This window comes from Arsenicicoccus sp. UBA7492, assembly GCF_002479615.1.
Lineage (GTDB): Bacteria > Actinomycetota > Actinomycetes > Actinomycetales > Dermatophilaceae > Arsenicicoccus > Arsenicicoccus bolidensis.
The window spans coordinates 14772-37121 of record NZ_DLOE01000019.1 but is presented as its reverse complement, the minus strand read 5'-3'; the positions used below and the strand labels follow the sequence as shown (position 1 = coordinate 37121).

Annotated in this window: 20 protein-coding genes and 1 pseudogene; 15 read left to right on the top strand and 6 right to left on the bottom strand. The window is 72.7% G+C overall.

Features of this window, described 5'->3' with window-relative positions; all coding sequences use genetic code 11:
• The first annotated feature begins 148 nt into the window (after positions 1-148).
• The 8 genes and pseudogenes from B4E97_RS04960 to B4E97_RS04925 all read left to right on the top strand — a co-directional run bounded on the left by B4E97_RS04960 (position 149) and on the right by B4E97_RS04925 (position 8125).
• Complete coding sequence (locus B4E97_RS04960; RefSeq protein WP_019285602.1) at positions 149-646, top strand: hypothetical protein; 498 nt, start codon at positions 149-151, stop codon at positions 644-646.
• On the top strand, positions 646-1872 hold the full coding sequence (locus B4E97_RS04955) for a glutathionylspermidine synthase family protein (RefSeq protein WP_286958923.1): 1227 nt from the start codon (positions 646-648) through the stop codon (positions 1870-1872). The genes B4E97_RS04960 and B4E97_RS04955 overlap by 1 nt, the downstream gene beginning before the upstream one ends.
• Positions 1869-2294, top strand: a complete 426-nt coding sequence (locus tag B4E97_RS04950) for a DUF350 domain-containing protein (protein WP_019285600.1) — start codon at positions 1869-1871, stop codon at positions 2292-2294. The genes B4E97_RS04955 and B4E97_RS04950 overlap by 4 nt, the downstream gene beginning before the upstream one ends.
• Positions 2295-2298: 4 nt before the next feature.
• Positions 2299-3384, top strand: a complete 1086-nt coding sequence (locus tag B4E97_RS04945; protein ID WP_286958922.1) for a Gfo/Idh/MocA family protein — start codon at positions 2299-2301, stop codon at positions 3382-3384.
• Positions 3385-3394: 10 nt separating this feature from the next.
• Positions 3395-4726: a cysteine desulfurase family protein gene (locus B4E97_RS04940; RefSeq protein WP_286958921.1), complete on the top strand. Its 1332-nt coding sequence runs from the start codon at positions 3395-3397 to the stop codon at positions 4724-4726.
• Positions 4726-5811 (top strand): annotated as a pseudogene (mnmA, locus tag B4E97_RS04935) (tRNA 2-thiouridine(34) synthase MnmA); the annotation flags it as partial. The gene B4E97_RS04940 and the pseudogene mnmA, both read left to right, overlap by 1 nt.
• Positions 5812-6173: 362 nt before the next feature.
• Complete coding sequence (locus tag B4E97_RS04930; protein ID WP_286958920.1) at positions 6174-7160, top strand: methionine synthase; 987 nt, start codon at positions 6174-6176, stop codon at positions 7158-7160.
• Complete coding sequence (locus tag B4E97_RS04925) at positions 7157-8125, top strand: DMT family transporter (protein WP_286958919.1); 969 nt, start codon at positions 7157-7159, stop codon at positions 8123-8125. The genes B4E97_RS04930 and B4E97_RS04925 overlap by 4 nt, the downstream gene beginning before the upstream one ends.
• A 54-nt stretch (positions 8126-8179) precedes the next feature.
• Here the strand turns inward: B4E97_RS04925 and B4E97_RS04920 are convergent, their stop codons facing one another.
• A complete protein-coding gene (locus tag B4E97_RS04920) occupies positions 8180-8512 on the bottom strand; it encodes a TfoX/Sxy family protein (protein ID WP_029212264.1) in 333 nt (110 codons plus the stop codon).
• A 65-nt stretch (positions 8513-8577) separates the two neighbouring features.
• Here B4E97_RS04920 and ligA point away from each other — a divergent pair, with 65 nt between their 5' ends.
• From ligA to gatB, 6 genes are all read left to right on the top strand, one after another.
• Positions 8578-10758 carry an NAD-dependent DNA ligase LigA gene (gene ligA / locus B4E97_RS04915; protein ID WP_286958917.1) on the top strand — a complete coding sequence of 727 codons (2181 nt, stop codon included), beginning with the start codon at positions 8578-8580 and terminating at the stop codon, positions 10756-10758.
• 267 nt (positions 10759-11025) lie between these two features.
• On the top strand, positions 11026-12528 hold the full coding sequence (locus B4E97_RS04910) for an HNH endonuclease signature motif containing protein (protein WP_286958916.1): 1503 nt from the start codon (positions 11026-11028) through the stop codon (positions 12526-12528).
• A 126-nt stretch (positions 12529-12654) separates the two neighbouring features.
• The gene (gene putP, locus B4E97_RS04905) at positions 12655-14154 is read left to right on the top strand and encodes a sodium/proline symporter PutP (protein ID WP_286958915.1); all 1500 of its coding nucleotides are present in this window, start codon (positions 12655-12657) and stop codon (positions 14152-14154) included.
• Positions 14155-14197: 43 nt separating this feature from the next.
• Complete coding sequence (gene gatC, locus B4E97_RS04900) at positions 14198-14494, top strand: Asp-tRNA(Asn)/Glu-tRNA(Gln) amidotransferase subunit GatC (protein ID WP_029212234.1); 297 nt, start codon at positions 14198-14200, stop codon at positions 14492-14494.
• A gap of 5 nt (positions 14495-14499) precedes the next feature.
• Positions 14500-16065, top strand: a complete 1566-nt coding sequence (gene gatA, locus B4E97_RS04895) for an Asp-tRNA(Asn)/Glu-tRNA(Gln) amidotransferase subunit GatA (protein ID WP_286958914.1) — start codon at positions 14500-14502, stop codon at positions 16063-16065.
• A gap of 3 nt (positions 16066-16068) precedes the next feature.
• Positions 16069-17577 carry an Asp-tRNA(Asn)/Glu-tRNA(Gln) amidotransferase subunit GatB gene (gene gatB / locus B4E97_RS04890; protein ID WP_286958913.1) on the top strand — a complete coding sequence of 503 codons (1509 nt, stop codon included), beginning with the start codon at positions 16069-16071 and terminating at the stop codon, positions 17575-17577.
• A gap of 153 nt (positions 17578-17730) precedes the next feature.
• Here gatB and B4E97_RS04885 read toward each other — a convergent pair whose 3' ends face one another.
• From B4E97_RS04885 to B4E97_RS04870, 5 genes are read right to left on the bottom strand one after another with little or no spacing between them, the layout of a single operon-like run.
• Entirely contained in the window at positions 17731-18840 is a 1110-nt protein-coding gene (locus B4E97_RS04885) for an MFS transporter (protein WP_286958929.1), read from the bottom strand.
• A 3-nt stretch (positions 18841-18843) separates the two neighbouring features.
• Entirely contained in the window at positions 18844-19263 is a 420-nt protein-coding gene (locus tag B4E97_RS04880; RefSeq protein WP_286955721.1) for a hypothetical protein, read from the bottom strand.
• A 4-nt stretch (positions 19264-19267) separates the two neighbouring features.
• A complete protein-coding gene (locus B4E97_RS04875) occupies positions 19268-20248 on the bottom strand; it encodes an amidohydrolase (RefSeq protein WP_313536258.1) in 981 nt (326 codons plus the stop codon).
• Complete coding sequence (locus B4E97_RS18965) at positions 20167-20499, bottom strand: hypothetical protein (protein WP_349681168.1); 333 nt, start codon at positions 20497-20499, stop codon at positions 20167-20169. The genes B4E97_RS04875 and B4E97_RS18965 overlap by 82 nt, the downstream gene beginning before the upstream one ends.
• 13 nt (positions 20500-20512) lie before the next feature.
• On the bottom strand, positions 20513-21124 hold the full coding sequence (locus B4E97_RS04870; RefSeq protein ID WP_019287856.1) for a DUF937 domain-containing protein: 612 nt from the start codon (positions 21122-21124) through the stop codon (positions 20513-20515).
• Between the two features lie 129 nt (positions 21125-21253).
• Here B4E97_RS04870 and B4E97_RS04865 point away from each other — a divergent pair, with 129 nt between their 5' ends.
• The gene (locus B4E97_RS04865) at positions 21254-22348 is read left to right on the top strand and encodes a WD40/YVTN/BNR-like repeat-containing protein (protein WP_019287855.1); all 1095 of its coding nucleotides are present in this window, start codon (positions 21254-21256) and stop codon (positions 22346-22348) included.
• Positions 22349-22350: the final 2 nt, after the last annotated feature.

Below are 22350 nucleotides of genomic sequence, written 5' to 3'. Positions count from 1 at the left end.
CAGGTCGATCCGGGGCCGCCGCCACGCGCACGCGTGAAGGCGGCCCCGATCTTCGTCATACGGCCTCTAGGGTGGGAACCGCCCGGCGGGGCCACGACGTCCACCAGAGGACGTCAGCAGCAGTGCAGCGGTGCGGAGGGGGATTCACATGACCACGCGACGGTCCCAGGTCGTGGTGCTTGGGATGACGGCCGTCCTGGCGGGTGCGATCACCGGCTGCTCGTCGGGCACCCGCCCCACGTCGGCCGGGGTCTGCGTCGACCCCGACACCAACACCCGCGTCGAGGACCGCTACTGCGACCAGTGCCTCGACCCACGCACGGGCAAGCCGCTGCGCAAGCCCAACGGCCAGCCCTACACCGAGGCGGAGTGCGAGGCCCAGCACAGGCGGGGTGGCGGCGGGGTCCTGCTGCTCGGCGGCCTTCGCGGCCCGGGCTACTACTACTACAACAACGGTGCGCGGGTCCCGCGGGTTGGGGGCGCCGTCAGCGGCGGCAGCTTCAGCGCACCGTCCAACCACTCCTACGTCCGCGGCGGTGTCGACCGCAACGGCACGACCCTCGACGCGTCGAAGGTCAAGGGCGGCAAGACCACGACCATCTCGCGGGGCGGCTTCGGCGGGTCCGGCAGCAAGGGCAGCAGCTGATGCGGCGCGTCCCCTCGGAGCCGCGGACCGGCTGGCGGGAGACGGTCGAGTCTCAGGGGCTGGTCTATCCCGTCACCGTCCGGCCCGACGGCACCGAGCGCCCCTACTGGTACGAAGAGGCCTACTACGCCCTCACCGCCGCCGAGGTCGACCAGCTCGAGGCCGCCACCGAGCAGCTGCACGGCATGTGCCTCGAGGCCGCCCGCCACCTCGCCACCGGAGCGATGGGCGACCTCGGGCTCCCCGAGGGGTCGCTGCGGCTCGCGCAGGCCTCGCTCGACGCCGCCACCCCGTCCCTCTACGGCCGGTTCGACCTGCGCCACGACGGCGAGGGACCGCCCAAGCTGCTGGAGTACAACGCCGACACCCCCACCGGGCTGCTCGAGTCCTCGGTGATCCAGTGGTTCTGGCTCGAGGACACCCACCCCGACCGCGACCAGTGGAACTCCGTGCACGAGAGGCTGATCGCCGCGTGGCAGGACCTGGCGCCGCGCATCACCCAGCCGGTCTGGTTCGCCCACCACGAGGGCGAGACCACCGGCGAGGAGTGGATGACCGTGACCTACCTGCGCGACACGGCCGAGCAGGCCGGGCTCGCGACGCAGGGCATCACGATGGGGCAGATCGGCTACAACGAGGCGGCCGAGTACTTCGTCGGGCACGAGGCGCGGATGCTCCGCACCTGCTTCAAGCTCTACCCGTGGGAGGACATGCTCCGCGAGCCGTTCGGCCGCTGGGTCGAGCCGCGCCCCAACCCGATGTACGGCACCACGTGGATCGAGCCGCCGTGGAAGGTGCTGCTGTCCAACAAGGCGCTGCTGGCCGCCCTGTGGCACCTCTACCCGGGGCACGAGCTGCTGCTGCCGGCCTACCTCGACGAGCCGCGTGAGCTGACCGAGTGGGTCGCCAAACCGCTGCACGGGCGCGAGGGTGACAACATCCGCATCCACGCCGAGGGGATCGAGCACGAGCAGCCCGGCGGCTACGGCGCCGAGGGCTGGTGCTACCAGCAGTGGTGCCCGCTGCCCGAGCTCGACGGCAACAAGGTCGTGCTCGGCAGCTGGGTCGTCGACGGGCGCGCCGCGGGCGTCGGCATCCGCGAGAGCGACGGCTGGATCACCGACTACGACGCGCGCTTCGTGCCGCACCTGATCGACACCGCACCACCCAGCGAGGCCCAGCGCACGGCATGGGTCGACGACGACCGGAGGGGATCCCGACGATGACCGACATGCTCGAGTCTCTGCTGTATGCCGCTGTCTACTGCCTGGCCGGGATCGCCCTGCTGGCAGGGGGATTCGTCACGATGGACCTCCTCACGCCGGGGCGGCTCGGCGAGCGCATCTACACCGAGCGGTCGATCAACGCGGCCCTCATCGTGGGTGCGGAGTTCCTCGGGCTCGGGGCGATCGCCTTCACGACGATCTGGACCAACGGCAGCGCCGGCTTCGGCGCGGCGCTGGCCTGGACGCTGGCCTTCGGGATCCTCGGGATCGCCCTGCAGGCCGTGAGCTTCCTGGTGCTCGACGCCATCACGCCGGGGTCGCTGCGCGCGATCGCGGTCGAGCAGGGCCTGCACCCGGGGGCCATCGTCGCCGCGTCCGCGATGCTCGCGGTGAGCGCCATCGTGTGCGCGTCGATAGCCTGACGGCGTGACCGACGACCGCACCCGCACCTGGCAGCCCCTGCCCACCGACCGTCCCGTCCGGGTCGCCCTGCTCGGCCACGGCCTCGCCGGCAGCGTCTTCCACGGCCCCCTGCTGGCCGCCGACCCCCGGTATGCCGTCACCGTCGTCATGACCTCGTCGCCCGAGCGCGCGGAGGCGGCCCGCAGCGCCCATCCCGGTGTCGAGATCGTCCCGGACGCCGACGCCGTGTGGGAGCGGGCCGGCGACCTGGACCTCGCGGTCGTGGCCACACCGGGCGAGACCCACGCGCGGTTCGGCATACAGGCTCTCGAGCACGGTCTGGCCTGCGTCCTCGACAAGCCGGCCTGCACGACGGCCGCGGAGGGCGCCGAGCTCCTGGCCACCCAGGCGCGGACCGGGGTGCCGCTCACCGTCTTTCACAACCGCCGGTTCGACGGCGACTTCCTCACGGCCCGGCGGCTGCTGCGCGAGGGGCGGCTCGGTGAGCTCGTGCGGATCGAGTCGTCGTTCGAGGTCTGGAAGCCCACGGTCACCAAGGCGTGGAAGGCCGGCGCCAGCCCCGCCGAGGGCGGCGGCGTGCTCTACGACCTCGGACCGCACCTGATCGACCAGGCCGTCCAGCTCGCCGGTCCGGTCGAGGGCTCGTATGCCGTCCTGCGGGCGCTTCGCGCGGGTGCCCTCTCGGACGACGACGCGGTCGTGGTGCTGCGGCACGAGTCCGGTGTCGTCAGCCACCTCACCGCGAGCACCCAGGCGCGCCGGCCCGGACCGCGGATGCGGGCGCTCGGCACCGAGGGCGCCTGGACCTGCTACGGCCTCGACGGTCAGGAGAAGGCACTCGGGGCGGGTGCCTCGCCGAGCGACGGCGACTTCGGGATCGCCGGGTCCGAGCGGGGGAGCGTGCTCACCACCGACGCCGGCGACGAGGCCGTGCCGCTGGAGCGGGGGGACTACCCGCGCTTCTACGCCGAGCTGGCCGACGCCCTGCAGGGGAGGGGTGAGGTGCCGGTCGACCCGGCCGACGCCGTGGGCGTGGTGGGCCTCATCGCCGACCTGCACCGTCGCCACCCGGTCCGACCGCGCCCGTAGACTCGAGGGCGTGCTGCAGGACTACGCCTATCTCGACCACGCCGCCACGACCGCCGTCCACCCGGAGGTGATCGAGGCCGTCGCGGCCCGTCGCGCCGTGGTCGGCAACCCGTCCAGCCTGCACACCGCCGGCCGTGCGGCCCGCCGCGTCGTCGAGGAGTGCCGCGAGCAGATCGCCGAGGCGGTCGGGGCCCGCCCCTCGGAGGTGGTCTTCACCTCCGGCGGGACCGAGGCCGACAACCTGGCGGTCATCGGGGGCTATCGCGCGCGTCGGGCCGCCGACCCCGCCCGCCGACGCGTCCTGACCAGCACCGTCGAGCACCCCGCCGTCCTGGACGCCGTGGAGCACCTCGTCACGCACGAGGACGCCGAGGTGACCTGGCTCGAGGTCGACGAGACCGGTCGGGTGCGTCTCGACCAGGCCCGCGCCGCCATCGAGGACGACCCCGGCTCGGTCGCCCTCGTCTCGCTGATGTGGGCCAACAACGAGGTCGGCACGATCCAGCCGGTCGCCGAGGTGGCCGCGGTCGCCGCCGCGCACGGCATCCCCGTGCACACCGACGCCGTGCAGGCGGTGGGGCACGTGCCGGTGGGCTTCGCGGAGTCGGGCGCCACCCTGCTCTCGCTCACCGCGCACAAGCTCGGCGGGCCCGTCGGCACCGGGGCGCTGCTGGTGCGCCGCGACGCCGCCGTCTCGCCGCTCACCCACGGTGGGGGCCAGGAGCGCCAGATCCGGTCGGGCACCCTCGACACCGCCGGCATCGTCGGCCTGGCCACGGCGCTCGAGATCGCCTGCCGGTCGAGGGAGTCCGAGACGGAGCGGCTCGTGGCGCTGCGCGACCGGCTCCTGCACGGGGCGCTCGCCCTGGGGCTCGGCATCCGCGTCGGCGGGGACTGGGAGCCGGGCGACGCGACCCGCCGGCTGCCCGGCAACGCCCACCTGCTCGTGCCCGGCTGCGAGGGCGACTCGTTGCTCTATCTCATGGACGCGGCCGGCGTGCTCTGCTCCACGGGCTCGGCCTGCCACGCCGGCGTGCCGCAGCCCTCGCACGTGCTGCTCGCCATGGGGCTCAGCGAGACCGAGGCGCGGGGAGCCCTGCGCCTCACCCTCGGCCACACCTCGACCGAGGCCGACGTCGAGCGCGCCCTCGCCGCCCTGCCCGGCGCGGTGGAGCGGGCCCGGCGCGCCGGGTCGCTGTCGGGGGAGGCGCCGCGCGAGACCTCTGCGTCTGAGAGGGCCGAGCCTGCCGAGACCGCCGAGACCGCCGAGACCGCCGAGCCCTCGACCGAGGCCGCCCAGGCCCCGCGGGTCGACCTGACCGACGCGGAGGTCGCGAGCTGATGCGCATCGTCGCCGCCATGAGCGGGGGCGTCGACTCGGCCGTCGCCGCGTCGCGCATGCTCGAGGCCGGGCACGACGTCGTGGGCGTCCACCTCGCGCTGTCCACGTCCGCCGCCACGCTGCGCGAGTCTGCCCGCGGCTGCTGCACGCTCGAGGACGCGGGCGACGCCCGCCGGGTGGCCGACCGGCTCGGGATCCCGTTCTACGTCTGGGACATGGCCGCGCGGTTCAAGGCCGACGTCGTCGACGACTTCGTCCAGGAGTATGCCGCCGGCCGGACCCCCAACCCCTGCCTGCGCTGCAACGAGCGCATCAAGTCCGCTGCCTTGCTCGACAAGGCGCTGGCGCTGGGCTTCGACGGCGTGGCGACGGGGCACTACGCGCAGGTCGTGGAGACCACCGGTGCCGACGGGACGAGGCGGCGCGAGCTGCACCGCGCCGTGGACCAGGCCAAGGACCAGAGCTATGTCCTCGGGGTGCTCGACGCCGACCAGCTCGCGCGGTCGTTCTTCCCCCTCGGCGACTCCACCAAGCCGCAGATCCGCGAGGAGGCGGCGGCCCGTGGCTTCGCCGTGGCCAAGAAGCCCGACTCGCACGACATCTGCTTCATCGCCGACGGCGACACGCGCGGCTGGCTGGCGCAGCGGCTGGGGGAGCAGCCCGGCGAGATCGTCGACGAGACGGGCTCGGTCGTCGGCAGCCACCAGGGCGCCTACGCCTACACGGTCGGGCAGCGCCGCGGCCTGCGCCTCGGCCGGCCCGCCGCGGACGGGGCGCCGCGCTACGTCGTCGACGTGGACGTGCCCCGCAACCAGGTCGTGATCGGCCCCGCCGACCTGCTCGGCATCGACGCGATCCGCGGCGACCACGCCCGCTGGTGCGGCGCGCCGCCCGCCGGCGAGGTCGAGGTGGGGGCCCAGCTGCGGGCGCACGGCGAGGAGCTCCCGGCCCGGGCCTGGGTCGACGGGGACTGCGTGCAGGTCCGGCTGCTCGAGCGCACGCGTGGCGTCGCGCCCGGCCAGTCGGTCGTGCTCTACGACGGGACCCGCGTGGTCGGGTCCGCCACCATCGCCGAGACCTGGCGCGATGGCGGTGCACGGCATGAGGGCCGCCGGGACCGGGTATGCGGCATACCTCACCAGCGGACGGCACCCAAGGCCGCCCGCACGACCGGCAAGGAGATGACCATGACGGACATCGACCCCCAGGGCACCGAGCTGCGCAACCACGAGCTGGCCGACGAGGACTCGCGCCAGCACACCGAGACGGCCGTCGAGGGCGACGCCGAGGGCCAGCAGGATGCCGAGCGAGCGCACTCCGAGGACCCGGCCGAGGGCTGAACCGCTTTTCGAGAGGCGACAGACGGGGGTGATCCGCGACGGATGACCCCCGTCTGTCGCCTTCCGACGTGTGCGAGCCGGATGCCGGAGCGCGCTACCGTCGAGGTGTGACGAGAGCGACAGGCATGGGTTCGTGGCCGGGCACCGACGTGCGCGAGACGCAGCGCGGGGTGCGGTCGCTGCTCGCCGAGGACGGGCTGCCCTACCTGCCCGAGCTGCCCGACCGCGGGCCCGGGGCCGACCTGATCGGGCGTGCCGCATCGCTGCTCGTGGATCTGCACGTCGACCTGCAGCCGATGGGCTGGCGGTTCGTCGACCGGCCCGGACGCGACGCCGACCGCGCACGCTCGTGGTGGGGGCAGGACCTCGACGAGCTGGCCGAGACCTTCGACGGCTACGAGGGCGAGCTCAAGGTGCAGGTCGCCGGGCCGTGGACCCTCGCGTCGTCGGTCTGGCTGCACCGGGGCGAGCGCAGCGTCGTCGACCCGGGGGCCGTCCGCGACCTGGCGGGCTCGCTCGCCGAGGGCATCAAGGGTCACGTCGCCGAGGTGGAGCGCCTCGTCCCCGGGGCGCGCGTCGTGCTGCAGCTCGACGAGCCGTCCCTCCCCGGCGTGCTCGCCGGTCGCCTGCCCACCGCCAGCGGCTTCGGTCGGATCCCCGCCGTCGACTCGTATGTCGCCGCCAACCTCGTGGGGGAGGTGCTGCAGGCGGCGGGGGACCGGCATACGGTCGTCCACTGCTGCGCCAAGGGCACGCCGCTCGCCCTGCTGCGCACCACGGGCGCCTCGGCGCTCGCCGTCGACGCCACCGTCCTGGGTCCCAAGGGCTGGGAGTCGCTCGCCACCACCCTCGAGGCGGGCACCGACGTCTGGCTCGGCAGCTATGCCTCGGCGTCGCCGCTGCCCACCGTCGCCGCCGTCCACGACGGACTCGTGCGCCGCTGGCACGAGCTTGGGCTCGCGGCCAGCGACCTCGCGGAGGTGACGATCTCGCCGGCGTGCGGCCTGGTCGGGCTGTCGCCCGCCGACGCCGTCGCCGCGCAGCGCCTGGCGGTGCAGGTGGCCGAGGCGGTCACCGAGACGGCCCTGGGGTGAGCGCCACGCGCGTCCCCTGGCAGGTCAAGTGGATCGGGCTCGTCCTGATCTGGGGCTCGAGCTTCCTGCTCATGAAGGTCGGGCTCGACGCCCTCGCACCACTGCAGATCTCGACGCTGCGCGTGGTGTCCGGCGCGGTGGTCGTCGTGACCCTGCTGCATCTCGGCCGGGGTCGGCTGCCGAGCGAGCGGCGCGCGTGGCTCCACCTGCAGGTCGTCGGATTCTTCTTGTGCACGGCGCCGTTCACGTTGTTCGCGCTCGGCGAGACGCGGGTCAGCTCGGCGCTCGCCGGCATCGGCAATGCCGTCACGCCCATCGCCACCGTCGTGCTGACCATGCTGTTCGTGCGGGACGAGCACTACTCGCTGCCTCGCCTGGCGGGCGTGGTGCTGGGGTTCCTCGGCGTCGTCGTGATCATGCAGCCGTGGGCGGTGCACGAGCGGCCGGACCTGCTGGGCTTCGCGATGACGCTGGCCGCGGGCACGTGCTACGGCATCGGCTGGACCTGGCACCGGCTGCACCTCAAGCGCTACGACCCGGGCGGGCTGAGCGTGCCGGCCGGCCAGCTCGTCAGCGCCTCGGGCCAGCTCGTGCTGCTGCTCACGGCGTGGTGGGCGCTCGGCGGGTCCGGCCTCGCGGCGCCGTGGTCCACACACCTGGCCCGCCCCGGCGGCTCGGTCCTGTGGCCGCTGCTGGCCGTGCTCGTGCTCGGGACGGTCGGCACGGGGTGGGCGTTCACCGCGCAGTTCGACGTGGTGCGGGCCGCCGGGGCGACGGTGGGGACCTCGGTCACCTATCTCATCCCGGTCGTGTCGGTGCTCCTCGGCGTGCTCGTGCTGGACGAGCACGTGACGGCCTGGACGCTGGTGGGCTTCGCGTTCGTCCTGTCGGGGGCCGTGCTCATCGGCCTCGGCAACCGCTGGGCGACGTCGCACGCCGCCCGGCGCGCTGCGCGAATCCACTGACCCCGTTCGGCAACCACGTGGCGTCGTCCCCAAGGCGTCATCACTCGCCGGAGGTCACTTGGCAGGGAGGGAGCGCGCGAAGTCCAGCCCCACCTCGAGCCAGGTGCGCAGCCCCTCGTCCGTCGCCAGCGTGCGCTCGTCGACGACCAGCCAGTTCTGCATCTCGCGGCCCTTCATCACCATCCGGCTCGCCCCGTCCTCGGCCACCAGCCGGTCCGCCTCCTCCGGGTCGCAGCGCAGCATGAGCCCGCCGGCGCTGACGGCGGCCACGGCCATGTTGCCCGACGCGAGGAAGGCCAGCCCGCCGAACATCTTCTTCTCCGTCACGTCCAGGTCGTCCTGCACGTACGCCCGGATGCGGGCGGCCAGGTTCTCGTCATACGCCATGCCCACGATGATGGCGCACGCGGTCGCTCAGGGGGTCTGTCCGACCCGTCTGGCACGATGCACGTATGGCGAGGAGCACGTCCCCGGCTCGCGGGGTCACCGACGACGAGGCCGACATCCCGACGACCGAGACCGAGGTGGCCGACGCCTCGGTCGAGGCCCGCCACGAGTGGACCGACGTGGCGCAGCGGGTGGTCGAGGCGCAGGAGGCCTACTACGGCCGGGACGCGCCGACGCTGTCGGACGCGGACTACGACCAGCTGATGCGCCGCCTGCAGGAGCTCGAGGAGGAGTTCCCCGACCTGCGCACGCCCGACAGCCCGACCCAGCGCGTCGGGACCTTCCACCAGGCCACCGACTTCGCTCCGGTGGAGCACCGCGAGCGGATGCTCAGCCTGGACAACGTGTTCTCCGCCGACGAGCTGGCCGAGTGGCTGGCCCGGGTCGAGCGCGATCTCGAGGGGGCGCCGCACTACCTGTGCGAGCTCAAGATCGACGGGCTCGCCATCAACCTGCTCTACGAGGGCGGCCGGTTGACCACGGCCGCCACGCGCGGCGACGGGCGCGTGGGGGAGGACGTGACCCCCAACGTCCGCACGATCGAGGGCATCCCGCACCGGATCACCGGCGACGACGTGCCGGACCTGCTCGAGGTGCGCGGCGAGATCTTCTTCCCCATCGAGGCCTTCGGCGACCTCAACGCGAGCCTGGTCGAGCAGGGCAAGGCGCCCTTCGCCAACCCGCGCAACGCGGCGGCAGGGTCGTTGCGGCAGAAGGACTCTCGCATCACCGCGACCAGGCCCCTGCACATGCTGGTCCACGGCGTCGGCGCCCGGACGGGCTTCGCCATCACGCGCCAGAGCCAGGCCTACGAGCTGCTGACGGCCTGGGGCTTCCCGACGTCCTCGCACTACCGCGTGCTCGCGAGCCCGCAGGAGGTGCTGGACTTCGTCGCCTACTACGGCGAGCACCGGCACGACGTCGAGCACGAGATCGACGGCATCGTCATCAAGGTCGACGAGATCTCCCTCCAGGGCCGGCTGGGGACGACCTCGCGGGCGCCCCGCTGGGCGATCGCCTACAAGTACCCGCCCGAGGAGGTCAACACCACGCTGCTGGACATCCGGGTCAACGTCGGCCGCACCGGGAGGGTCACGCCCTACGGCGTGATGGAGCCGGTCAAGGTCGCCGGCTCGACCGTCGAGATGGCCACGCTGCACAACGCCTTCGAGGTGGTGCGCAAGGGCGTGCTCATCGGCGACACCGTGGTGCTGCGCAAGGCCGGTGACGTGATCCCCGAGATCCTCGGCCCGGTCGTCGACCTGCGCGACGGCACCGAGCGGGAGTTCGTGATGCCGACGCACTGCCCGGCGTGCGGCACCGAGCTCGCCTACGAGAAGGAGGGCGACAAGGACATCCGCTGCCCCAACGCCCGCTCCTGCCCGAGCCAGCTGCGCGAGCGGGTCTTCGGCCTGGCATCGCGCGGCGGGTTCGACATCGAGGCGCTCGGCTGGGAGGGCGCGATCGCGCTCCTGGACTCCGGCGTGATCGCCGACGAGTCCACGTTGTTCGACCTGAGCGCCGAGGACGTGGCCCGGGTGCCGCTCTACACGCGGGCCGCCACCAAGAAGGAGCTGGCCGACCCGGACTCCGTGCCCGAGCCGGGGATCGTGGACGGGCACGTCCTGTCCGCCAACGGCCGCAAGCTCGTCGACAACCTCGACAAGGCCAAGGAGCAGCCCCTGTGGCGCGTCCTCGTGGCGCTGTCGATCCGTCACGTCGGGCCGACCGCGGCGCGGGCGCTCGCCACGCACTTCGCCTCGATGGACGCCATCCGCGCCGCGTCGGTCGAGGAGCTGGCAGACGTCGAGGGGGTCGGCGGCGTCATCGCCGAGTCGGTCGTGCAGTGGTTTGACGTCGACTGGCACCGCGAGATCGTCGAGCGCTGGGCGGCCTCCGGGGTGCGTATGGCGGACGAGCGGGACGCCTCGATCGAGCGCACGCTCGAGGGTCTCACCGTGGTCGTCACGGGCTCGCTCGAGAGCTTCACGCGCGACTCGGCCAAGGAGGCGATCATCGCCCGCGGCGGCAAGGCGGCCGGCTCGGTCTCCAAGAAGACCGACTTCGTCGTCATCGGCGACAACGCCGGCACCAAGGCCGCCAAGGCCGAGGAGCTCGGTCGCCCGATCCTGGACGAGGCCGGCTTCGTGCGCCTGCTCGAGGGCGGCCCGGACGCCGTCTCCTGACGCGCCTGCACGGCCGTTCCCGCCGGGCCACTCGCGCCCGTCACAGATCTTCGGGTTCTATCCCGAAGATCTGCTTCTATTGCGAAGGCGCGGCGGAGGCGAATGGCAGAGCTGCCAGGGGTGCGTCGGGTGGCTTGGCGCCGGGTCGAGAGACTGTGCGCGGGTACTCCTGGCGACTGGTGGTGACGGTCGGTGAGGGCCTCGGCGGATGTGTGTTTCCGCTGGTCAAGGGTGGTTTCCGGTCATATTTTTCGCTATCATGTTCGTATGACGACAGCGCCGCTCCGCGAGGCTCACCAGCCCGACGCGGGTCCGGCACGCCGCCACCTGACCCCCCTGTCCGACGCCGCGACCGGGACGCTGTCGGCGGGTGGGGTGGACGCGGTCGTGGACCGGTTGGTGGTGCTGGACGAGACCCTCACCGACGCGGATCGGACCGCGTTGCTGGCGTCCCTGCAGCGTTTGGAGCGGGCGGCGCAGGCCGCGCAGCTGCGGGTGATGCTGGCCCTGGACGAGGACCGCCACGACCAGCGCGAGGCATCTGGGCGCGCGTCGGACCGGGGTTCCTGCGCGCCGGGGGTCGCCGCGGAGGTCGGGGCCGCGTTGGGGTGCTCGGCGTCGGCGGCGGGGTTCCGGCTGGGGTTGGCGCGGGTCGCCGACCGGGAGCTGCCCCGCCTGGCGGGTCTGCACCGGCGGGGGCTGGTCTCGCTCGATCACGTGCGGGCGGTCGCGGCGGCCACGATCGGAGTCGGGCGTGATGACCGGCTCACCGTGGACGAGGAGGTCGCCCCGCGCGCGGCGGGGTGGACCGTGCGGGAGCTGGAGGCCCGGGCCCGGGCGATCGCCTACGAGCTGGACCCGGCCGCGGCGACCGCGGCCCACGACCGTGCCGTGGCGGACCGGCACGTGTCGGGTCGCCCGGTCCCGGGCGGGATGATGCGCTTGTCGGCGTTGCTGCCGTTGGTGGAGGGCGTGGCCTGCCTGGCGTCGTTGGGTCGGGGTGCGCAGGCCGCGAAGGCGGCCGGGGACGCCCGCAGCGTGTCGCAGCTGCGCGCGGACCTGCTGGTGCAGCGGATCACCGGGGAAGCGCCCGGGTGCATGCCGGTCGAGGTCGGGGTCGTGATGAGTGACCTGACCGCGTTCGGGACCGGGGACACCGCGGCGTGGCTTCCCGGCTACGGCCCGGTCCCCGCCCCCGTCGCGCGCCGGCTGCTGCGCGGTCAGGACGAACGCCACCACGGCAGCCACCCCGACGGTGACACCGGGCCGGGGTACGTGCCTGGTGAGGGGGTCGACGGGGACGACCCGGCCGTGCTGGCGCGGGCGGCGGACGTGTTCCTGCGCCGCTTGTACACCCACCCCGACACCGGGCAGCTGGTCGCCCTGGACGCGCGAGGTCGCACCTTCGACGGCGCGTTGCGTCGGTTGATCGTGTGGCGCGACGGGACCTGCCGCGCCCCAGGCTGCGACTCGCCCATCCGTCACGTCGACCACGTCCAGGCATGGCGGGACGGCGGGCCCACCAGCGCGAGCAACGGCGTCGGGGTGTGCGAGGCCCACAACTACGCCCGCGAAGCGGCCGGCCACACCGCACACGGCCTCCAGCACCGGCCAGACGACACCGGCTGGGACCCGCCACCAGCGATCACCTACCGCTACCCCGACGGCAGTCAGCACACCACCACGCCCCCACCCCTGATCCCCTCCATCTGGGGACCCGTCGGCAGCCACCCGCGCCGAGAGTGCCGGGAGCGCCGGGAGCACGACTGAGGTCAGCGTCACGATCCGGCCACGTCGCCTGTGCGGCGTCCGAGTCGTCACCCGATCGGCGGCATACTCATGCGCAACGGCGTCTGCCACCAGCGGGCGCCCTGAGGGTGAACGGATGTCACGACCATGAGTGACCAGACCTGGCAGATCATCTCGATGGTGATCTACCTGATCGGCATGATCTACATCGGCTACTGGGCCTACCGGCGCACCGTCGGTCTGGGGGACTACATGCTCGGCGGCCGTGGCCTCGGCCCCGCCGTGACCGCCCTGTCCGCCGGTGCCGCCGACATGTCGGGCTGGCTGCTCATGGGTCTGCCCGGCGCGATCTACGCCACCGGGCTGGTCGAGGCCTGGATCGCCGTCGGCCTGACCGTGGGCGCCTGGCTCAACTGGAAGTTCGTGGCCCCCCGGCTGCGGGCCTACACCAAGGTGGCCAGCGACTCGATCACCATCCCGAGCTTCCTCGAGAACCGCCTGCGCGACAAGTCCCGGATGCTCCGGATCGTCTCCGGCGTCATCATCCTGGTCTTCTTCACCTTCTACGTCTCGTCCGGCATGGTCGCGAGCGGCGTCTTCATGAAGCAGTCCTTCGGCATGGAGTACCACGTCGGCATGCTGTTCATCACGGCCGTGACGGTGGCCTACACCCTGTTCGGCGGCTTCCTCGCGGTGAGCTACACCGACTTCGTGCAGGGCCTGATGATGTTCTTCGCGCTCATCGCCGTCCCGATCATCGGCCTGTTCGCCGTGGGCGGCCCGGCGGAGGCGGCGCGCTCGATCCGGGCGGTCAACCCCGACGCGCTGTCCATGGTCACCGGCGCGACCACGGTCGGCGTCGTCAGCTCGCTGGCCTGGGGCCTCGGCTACTTCGGTCAGCCGCACATCATCGTGCGGTTCATGGCCATCCGCTCGGTCGAGGAGACCAAGCAGGGTCGGCGCATCGGCGTGGGCTGGATGATGCTGTCCTGCCTCGGCGCCATCGCCACCGCCCTCGTCGGCGTGGCCTACTTCCAGCAGAACCCCGCCCTCAAGATCTCCAACCCCGAGACCGTCTACATCGCCATGGGCCAGATCCTGTTCCACCCCATCATCGCCGGGTTCATGCTCGCCGCCGTGCTCGCCGCGATCATGAGCACCGTCTCCTCCCAGCTGCTCGTCACGTCGTCGGCGCTGGTGGAGGACCTCTACAAGGTGATCGGGCGCCGCGAGGGGTCGGACGCGTCATACGTGCTGCTCGGCCGCCTGGGTGTCCTCACCATCTCGCTCATCGCCGCCGCCCTGGCGTGGTCGACCACGTCGCCGATCCTCAAGCTCGTGGCGTTCGCGTGGGCGGGCTTCGGCGCGGCGTTCGGCCCGACGGTCCTGCTCGCGCTGTTCTGGCGCAAGCTCACGGCCAAGGGTGCACTCGCCGGCATGGTGGTCGGGGCCCTGCTCGTGTGGCTGTGGGCCGCCAGGAGCGGGGGGATCTTCGACTACTACGAGATCCTGCCGGGCTTCATCGGCAACCTCCTCGTCGCCGTCGTGGTCAGCCTGCTGACCCACCACCACGACGAGGAGATCCGCGTCGAGTTCGACGAGACGGTGCGTCAGGTCCGCCGCGAGGAGGCGGCGGCGGAGGGCTGAGCGTGGGCAAGGGGCCCGGGCGCGCGCCACTAGACTGGCGAGCATGTCTTCCCTGTCCCGCGACCAGGTCGCGCACCTGGCCAATCTCGCGCGCATCGAGATGACGGACGCCGAGCTCGACACGATGGCCGGGGAGCTGGCCGTCATCCTCGACTCGGTGGCCCAGGTCGGCGAGGTTGCCGCCGACGACATCCCGCCGATGTCGCACCCGATGCCCCTGACCAACGTGACCCGGCCCGACGAGGTCCGCCCCGGCCTGACCCGCGAGCAGGCCCTGTCCGGTGCGCCGGCGCAGGAGCTCGACCGGTTCCAGGTGCCGCGCATCCTGAGCGAGGACTGATTCGTATGCCGACCACCGACCTCACCCGACTCACCGCTGCCCAGATGGCCGAGGGTCTCGCGGCGCGTGACTTCACCTCCGTCGAGCTGACGCAGGCCCACCTCGACCGCATCGCCGCCGTCGACGGGGCCGTCCGGTCCTACCTGCACGTCGACGCCGACGGCGCCCTCGCCACCGCGCGCGAGGTCGACGAGGCCCGCGCCGCCGGCGAGCAGCTGCACCCGCTCGCGGGTGTGCCGATCGCCGTCAAGGACGTCATGACCACGACGGGCCTGCCGACCACGTGCGGCTCCAAGGTGCTCGAGGGCTGGATCCCGCCCTACGACGCCACGGTGGTCACCAAGATCAAGGCTGCCCGCATGCCGATCCTCGGCAAGACCAACATGGACGAGTTCGCGATGGGGTCGTCCACCGAGCACTCGGCCTACGGCCCCTCGCACAACCCGTGGGACCTCGAGCGGACCCCCGGCGGCTCCGGCGGCGGCTCCAGCGCCGTCGTCGCGTCCTTCCAGGCGCCGCTGGCGACCGGCACCGACACCGGCGGCTCGATCCGCCAGCCCGCGTCCGTGACGGGCACCGTCGGCGCCAAGCCGACCTACGGCGGGGTGTCCCGCTACGGCCTCGTCGCCCTCGCCTCGTCCCTCGACCAGGCGGGGCCCTGCGCCCGCACCGTCCTTGACACCGCCCTGCTGCACGAGCTCATGGGCGGGCACGACCCCCGCGACTCGACGTCCATCGACCAGCCGGTGCCCCCGGTGGTCGAGGCCGCCCGCAGCGGCGACGTGTCCGGCCTGCGCATCGGCATCGTCCGCGAGCTCACCGGCGAGGGCTACCAGGCCGGGGTCCAGCAGCGCTTCGACGAGACCGTCGAGCTGCTCCGCGCCGGTGGCGCCGAGATCGTCGAGGTCTCCTGCCCGCACTTCGACTACGCCCTCGGCGCCTACTACCTCATCCTCCCGAGCGAGGCGTCCTCCAACCTGGCCAAGTTCGACGCCATGCGCTACGGCCTGCGCGTCGCGCCGACCGGGGTCGAGGCGCCGAGCGCCGAGCAGGTCATGGCGGCCTCCCGCGAGGCGGGCTTCGGCGACGAGGTCAAGCGCCGCATCATCCTCGGCACCTACGCCCTGTCCAGCGGCTACTACGAGGCCTACTACGGCCAGGCGCAGAAGGTCCGCACGCTCATCGCGCGCGACTTCGAGGCGGCCTTCGAGCAGTGCGACGTGCTCATCTCCCCGACGATGCCCACCACGGCCTTCCGCCTGGGGGACAAGCTCGACGACCCGATGGCGATGTACCTCAACGACGTCGCGACCATCCCCGCCAACCTCGCCGGCATCCCCGGCATGTCGGTGCCCGTGGGGCTCGCGCCCGAGGACGACCTGCCCGTGGGGCTGCAGGTGCTCGCGCCGGCCATGGCCGACGACCGGCTGTACCGCGTGGCGGCCTACGTCGAGCGCACCCTCGAGGACGCCTGGGGCGAGCCGCTGCTCGCCAACGCGCCCGACCTGGGAGCCGCGACGCCTGCCCCCGGCACGCCCGACCAGACCTCCGAGACGCGGAAGGACGGCTGACCCATGGCCACCACGCACGTCGAGCCCGTCCTCGACTACGACGAGGTGCTCGAGCGCTTCGACCCGGTGATGGGCCTTGAGGTCCACGTCGAGCTGAGCACCGCGACCAAGATGTTCTGCTCCTGCGCCACGGAGTTCGGCGCCGAGCCCAACACCCAGGTGTGCCCGGTCTGCCTCGGCCTGCCCGGAGCCCTGCCCGTCGTCAACGCCAAGGGCGTCGAGTCGGCGATCCGGATCGGCCTGGCGCTCAACTGCGAGATCGCGCAGTGGTGCCGGTTCGCGCGCAAGAACTACTTCTACCCGGACATGCCCAAGAACTTCCAGACCTCGCAGTACGACGAGCCCATCGCGTTCGACGGCTACCTGGACGTGGAGCTCGAGGACGGCACGACCTGGCGGGTCGAGATCGAGCGGGCGCACATGGAGGAGGACACCGGCAAGTCGCTGCACATGGGCGGCGCGACCGGTCGCATCCACGGCGCCGACTACTCGCTGCTCGACTACAACCGGGCGGGGATCCCCCTGATCGAGATCGTCACCAAGCCAGTGGTCGGTGCCGGGGAGCGTATGCCGGAGGTCGCCAAGGCCTATGTCTCGGCGATCCGTGACCTCATGCGGGCGCTCGACGTGAGCGACGCGCGCATGGAGCAGGGCTCGATGCGCTGTGACGCCAACGTCTCGCTGATGCCCAAGGGGTCGACACAGCTCGGCACCCGCACCGAGACCAAGAACGTCAACTCGCTGCGGTCGGTCGAGCGGGCCGTGCGCTACGAGATGACCCGGCACGGCGCGATCCTGTCGTCCGGCGGCACGATCCTGCAGGAGACGCGGCACTGGCACGAGGACACCGGGGTCACGACCTCGGGGCGAGAGAAGTCCGACGCCGAGGACTACCGCTACTTCCCCGAGCCCGACCTGGTGCCCGTCGCCCCGAGCCGCGAGTGGGTCGAGGAGCTGCGGACCACCCTGCCCGAGCCTCCCGGGCAGCGCCGCAAGCGGCTGCAGGGGGAGTGGGGCTACTCCGACCTGGAGATGCGCGACGTCGTCAACGCCGGCGCCGTCGAGCTGATCGAGGCCTCCGTCGCCGCCGGCGCCACACCCGCCGCCGCCCGCAAGTGGTGGATGGGCGAGGTGTCCCGCCGCGCCAACGACCAGGTCCGCGACCTCGCCGACATGGGGGTCACGCCGGAGCACGTCGCCGAGCTGGACGGCCTGGTCCGCGACGGCCGGCTCAACGACTCGATGGCCCGTCAGGTCATGGACGGCGTCCTGGCCGGAGAGGGCTCGCCCCGCGAGGTCGCCGACGCCCGCGGTCTCGAGCTGGTGCAGGACGACTCGGCGCTCGAGGCGGCCGTCGACGAGGTGCTCGGCCGCAACGCCGACATCGTCGCCAAGATCAAGGACGGCAAGGTCCAGGCCGCCGGGGCCCTGATCGGTCAGGTCATGAAGGCCATGAAGGGCCAGGCCGACGCCGGCAAGGTCCGCGAGCTGATCATGGCCAAGTGCCAGTGACCTGCCCCAGGTCGTCACATCGGCCGGGCTTCGCACGCCAGGCCGGTGTGACCAAGGCCGGCTGATGTGACCACGTCAGGCTGATCTGCCTGCTCCTGCCGTATGCCGCCGTGGCCGCCCTCACGCGAGGGCGGCCACGGCGTCGTCATACGGCTAGGACGTCTGGGTGGAGCGGTCGTGGGAGGGCACGACCACCCAGATGACCACGGCCGACAGCAGCAGCAGGCTGATGTTGAACAGCAGGGCGACGTCCGCGCCCTGGCGCAGACCGACGTTGTCCTGGCGACCGAGCGGCACGAGGACCGAGCCGATCACCCGTGGGGGCGAGCTGGATCCGGCGGTCAACAGTGCGAGCGAGGTGGCGGTGCCGATCGCCGACCCCAGGGACGACGCCATCTTGTAGATCCCGGCCCCGGCCCCGCTCTGCTCGACCGGGAGGTTGGAGAGCGCGGCGTCGGTCGCGGGCGTGCCGAAGCAGGCCAGCCCCAGCCCCATCAGCGTGTAGCCGAGGATCGCCGTCAGGCGGTACTGCGAGAGCAGCAGGTTGGTGGGCAGGAAGGCGCAGCCGGCCAGCACGAGCAACCCGGTGCCCCACAGCATCGGCTTCTTGGCGCCGTAGCGACGCAGCAGCCGCTCGCCGACGCGCATGAACGCGATGACGGTGATGGCGTAGCCGAGGGTCAGCAGGCCCGCGTCCAGGGGTTTCATGCCGCCGGCGACCTGGAGGAGCTGCTGGGTGACGATGAGCATGCCGATGGACGTGTTGAGCAGGAAGTTGGCCAGCGTGGCGCCGGAGAACATGCGGTTGCGAAAGAGCCGCAGGTCCACGAAGGGCTGCCGGACCCGGCCCTCGATCACCACGGTGAGGACCAGGCCGACGATCGCGACGGCGGCCAGGGCCAGCGTGATCGGCGACGTCCAGCCGATCTTGGCCCCGAAGGTCGTCACGACCATCAGCGAGAGCATCGACGCCGCGAAGGTCGCGATGCCCGGCACGTCCAGGTGGAAGGGCGTGGAGGAGACGACCTTGGACTCGCCCTGGCCCCGCAGCAGCAGGGCTGCGGCCACGGCCACGACGATGGAGACGGCGTAGATCCAGCGCCACCCGACGTAGGTGACCGTGAACCCGCCCACGAGGGACGCGAGCCCGGAACCGCCGAACGACGCGATCGACCACATCGACACCGCGCGCTGGCGGGCGGCCCCGTCCCAGCACGCGCGCACCAGACCCAGCGTCGTGGGCAGGACGCACGCGGCGGACAGGCCCTACACCGCACGCCCCACGAGCACGAGCGGTGCGGCGAGCGCGCCGGCGGCGAGGATCAGGCAGGCCGACCCGACGACGCTGAGGACCAGACCGATCAGCAGCACCCGGAACCGGCCCACCCGGTCGGCCACCCCGCCGAGCACGACGATGAACATGCCGGAGAAGAGCGCCGTGAGGGCTACGGCGAGGTTCATGGCGTCGTTGCCGAGCAGGGGGTCGGTCCAGGTGCGGCGGGCGGCGTCGGCATACGGGCCGTTGATGTCGCGCATGATGGCCGGCGCGACCGACCCGGCGGACCCGGCGAACAACCAGAAGGTCAGGACGGCGAGGACCAGGCCCGCGAGCAGCCGGTCGTTGCCGCGAGCCTCGGCCGGGGTGGTGCGGTCGGCGTGCCGGCGGGGAGCCTGGGGGCTGCTCATGGGCTCAGCCGCCGGTCGCGAGATAGGCCAGGACCGCCGTGACGGCGGCCTCCGTGCCGGTCTCCAGGGTGGGGTGCAGCACCGGGGCGAACCGGGGGTTGTGGTTGGGGACCGGAGGGGCGTCCGCCGGGAAGCCGCCGATCGTCCAGAAGGTGTAGGGGATCCCGAACGCGTCGGGCACGATGCTGAAGTCCTCGCTGCCGGTCAGCGGGGCGAGCTCGGCGACGCGATCCTGGCCGAAGTGCCCCGCGAAGGCCGCGCTCACCACGTCCGTCACGGCGACGTCGTTGGTCGTGAGCGGGAACTGGTCGTAGTACTCGATGGTCGGGGGGCGGGGGCAGCCGCCCGCGTCGCACTCGCCGCGGACGATCCGCTCCACGGCGGCCAGGATGCGCTCCCGCACCGCCTCGTCGTAGCTGCGGACGTTGAGGAGCAGCACGGCGCGATCGGGGATGACATTGCTCTTGGCGCCGGCCTGGAGCGAACCCACGGTCACCACACCGAAGTCCGCCGGCGCGATCTCCCGCGACACCACCGTCTGCAGGCGCAGGACGATGGCCGCCGCGACGACCACCGGGTCGACCCCGAGGTGCGGCATCGACCCGTGCGACCCCGTGCCGTGGACGGTGACCCGCAGCGAGTCAGCGGCCGACAACCGCGGACCCGAGGCCGAGCTGACGAGGCCGGCGCGGGCCGGCATGACGTGCTGGCCGAGGGCGACGTCCGGTCGGGGCACGCGGTCCACGAGCCCGGCGTCGACCATGGCGCGGGCTCCCTCGGCGGTCTCCTCCGCCGGCTGGAAGAGCGCCACGTAGGTGCCGGACCAGGCGCCCTGGTGGGTGGCGAGGAGCTGCGCGGCACCGAGCGCCCAGGTGATGTGCAGGTCGTGGCCGCAGGCGTGCATCACGCCGTCGACGGTGGAGGAGTAGGGGAGCCCCGTGTCCTCCTGGACGGGCAGGGCGTCGGTGTCGGCGCGGAACAGCACGCACGGACCGTCACCGTTGCGCAGCACCCCCACGACGCCGCCCCGGCCTCGAGGACGTCGTAGCCCCAGTGGGCCAGCCGGTCGGCGATGATCCGGTTGGTGCGGGTCTCCTTCAGGGACAGCTCGGGGTGGCGGTGCAGGTCCTGGTAGAGGTCCTCCTGCCACCGCATGGTGCGGGGGAGGTCGGACAGGACCTCACGGGCTGCTGCCGTGGCCGGAGCGATGGCCCCGGTGGTGTCGTCGTCCGTCATGGTGCCCGCCTCCTCAGCGACGTCCGCCGCCGAGCAGGCCACCCAGCACGTCGCGGATGATCGTGCCCGTGTCGAAGCCCTGCGCCTCGCGGCGGTCGACGTCGTCGCGGGGGCTGGTCCCGGTCTGGCCCGCCGCGGAACCCAGCACCGACCCGAGGATGTCGTCGAGGACGGTGCCGCCCACGGGGCCGCCCTGCGCCTGGCCGAGGCTGCCGCCCGCCCCCGCCTGGCCGAGGACCTGCTTGGCGAGCCAGGACATGACGATCGGGGCGAGGATCGGGATGAGCCGCTGGACGAGCGGCCCGCCGACGCCCTGCAGGCCCCCGAGCTGCTGGGCGACCCGCTCCTGGTTGCCGCCGAAGATGTGGGCGGCGATCGCCTCGCCGTCGCGGGTGTCGACGGCGCCGAGGTCGACGCGGCCGTCGACGAGCTGGGGGTCGTGCTGGCCGAGGGCCTCGGAGATGGACCGGGCGCCGGCGGGGTCGGTCGCGTTGGCCTGCAGGCCGCCGAGCAGGGCGGGGAGCACCGCCGCGGCGGCGTGCTGCACCTCCTCGGGCCGGGCGTCGAGCTGACGGGCGAGGTCGGCCACGGGCAGGGTGCGCAGGATCTCGTCGACGGCGGGCATGGTGACTCCTCGAGGGTGGGGTTCGATCGGTTCACCGCCAACCTACGACAGGCACGACAGGCACGGTCTGCGCGCGGGGCGGGCCGGCTGCCTCTTGCGCATCGATGTGAACGGTGTGAACATGGCGTCATGACACGAACCGTCGTCGCCATCGGCACCCGCAAGGGCCTCTTCGTCGCCACCAGCGCGGGGGGCGACGACCGACGCACCTGGGACGTCCAGGGCCCCCTCCTGCCGATGCAGGAGGTCCCGTCCGTCGCCTTCGACCAGCGGGCGGGCCGGACCACTCTGCTGGTCGGCAGCCACTCCTGGCACTGGGGGCCGTATGTCGGGGTCTCCCACGACCTCGGCCGGACCTTCGAGCCGGAGTCGCCGGACGCCATCCGGTTCCCCGAGGACACGGGCGTCGCGCTCAAGCGGGTGTGGCAGCTCGTGGCCGACCCCCTCGACGAGGACGTCGTGTGGGCGGGCACCGAGCCGCAGGCGCTGTGGCGCAGCAGCGACGCGGGTCGCACCTTCGAGCTCGTCCGTGGTCTGTGGGAGCACCCGCACCGGCCGCACTGGGGCGAGGGCTTCGGCGGCGGCGCGATCCACACCGTCCTGCCGCACCCCACCGACGCGGACCGCATGGTCGTCGCGATGAGCACGGGCGGCGTCTATCGCACCGAGGACGGCGGCGACACCTGGTCGGCCGCCAACGTCGGCATCAAGGACTCCTACGGCCCCGATCCCTACCCGGAGTTCAACCAGTGCGTCCACAAGGTCGCCCGCGACGGGGCCGACCCCGAGGTCCTCTACGCCCAGAACCACCTGGGCGTCTACCGCTCCAACGACGACGGTCGCTCCTGGACCTCGATCGAGGAGGGCCTGCCCACCAACTTCGGCTTCGCCGTCCTGACCCAGCCGGGGCACGCGGGGCGGGCGTGGCTCGTCCCCGTCGAGTCCGACGGGGTGCGCTTCCCGCCCGAGCGACGCCTCCAGCTGCAGCGCACCGACGACGGCGGCCGCACCTGGCGCGAGCAGAGCGCGGGCCTGCCCGACCCGACCTTCACCTGCGTCCTGCGGGACGCGGCCGGCACCGACCAGGGCTCGCCGATGGGCCTGTATGTCGGGACGCGCAACGGCGACGTCTACGGATCCGCCGACGAGGGTGAGGGATTCGCGCTGGTGGCGACCCAGCTGCCGGACGTGCTCTGCGTGCGTGCGGCCACCGTGGAGGACTGAGC

Bases quoted from the DNA above. Each gene is read 5' to 3' on its own strand.
- B4E97_RS04955 (WP_286958923.1), top strand. From the start codon at position 646: ATGCGGCGCGTCCCCTCGGAGCCGCGGACCGGCTGGCGGGAGACGGTC.
- B4E97_RS04865 (WP_019287855.1), top strand. From the start codon at position 21,254: ATGACACGAACCGTCGTCGCCATCGGCACCCGCAAGGGCCTCTTCGTC.
- gatC (WP_029212234.1), top strand. From the start codon at position 14,198: ATGTCTTCCCTGTCCCGCGACCAGGTCGCGCACCTGGCCAATCTCGCG.
- B4E97_RS04880 (WP_286955721.1), bottom strand. From the start codon at position 19,263: ATGAGCAGCCCCCAGGCTCCCCGCCGGCACGCCGACCGCACCACCCCG.
- B4E97_RS18965 (WP_349681168.1), bottom strand. From the start codon at position 20,499: ATGACGGACGACGACACCACCGGGGCCATCGCTCCGGCCACGGCAGCA.
- B4E97_RS04950 (WP_019285600.1), top strand. From the start codon at position 1,869: ATGACCGACATGCTCGAGTCTCTGCTGTATGCCGCTGTCTACTGCCTG.
- gatA (WP_286958914.1), top strand. From the start codon at position 14,500: ATGCCGACCACCGACCTCACCCGACTCACCGCTGCCCAGATGGCCGAG.
- B4E97_RS04910 (WP_286958916.1), top strand. From the start codon at position 11,026: ATGACGACAGCGCCGCTCCGCGAGGCTCACCAGCCCGACGCGGGTCCG.
- B4E97_RS04920 (WP_029212264.1), bottom strand. From the start codon at position 8,512: ATGGCGTATGACGAGAACCTGGCCGCCCGCATCCGGGCGTACGTGCAG.
- gatB (WP_286958913.1), top strand. From the start codon at position 16,069: ATGGCCACCACGCACGTCGAGCCCGTCCTCGACTACGACGAGGTGCTC.
- B4E97_RS04870 (WP_019287856.1), bottom strand. From the start codon at position 21,124: ATGCCCGCCGTCGACGAGATCCTGCGCACCCTGCCCGTGGCCGACCTC.
- ligA (WP_286958917.1), top strand. From the start codon at position 8,578: ATGGCGAGGAGCACGTCCCCGGCTCGCGGGGTCACCGACGACGAGGCC.
- putP (WP_286958915.1), top strand. From the start codon at position 12,655: ATGAGTGACCAGACCTGGCAGATCATCTCGATGGTGATCTACCTGATC.
- B4E97_RS04960 (WP_019285602.1), top strand. From the start codon at position 149: ATGACCACGCGACGGTCCCAGGTCGTGGTGCTTGGGATGACGGCCGTC.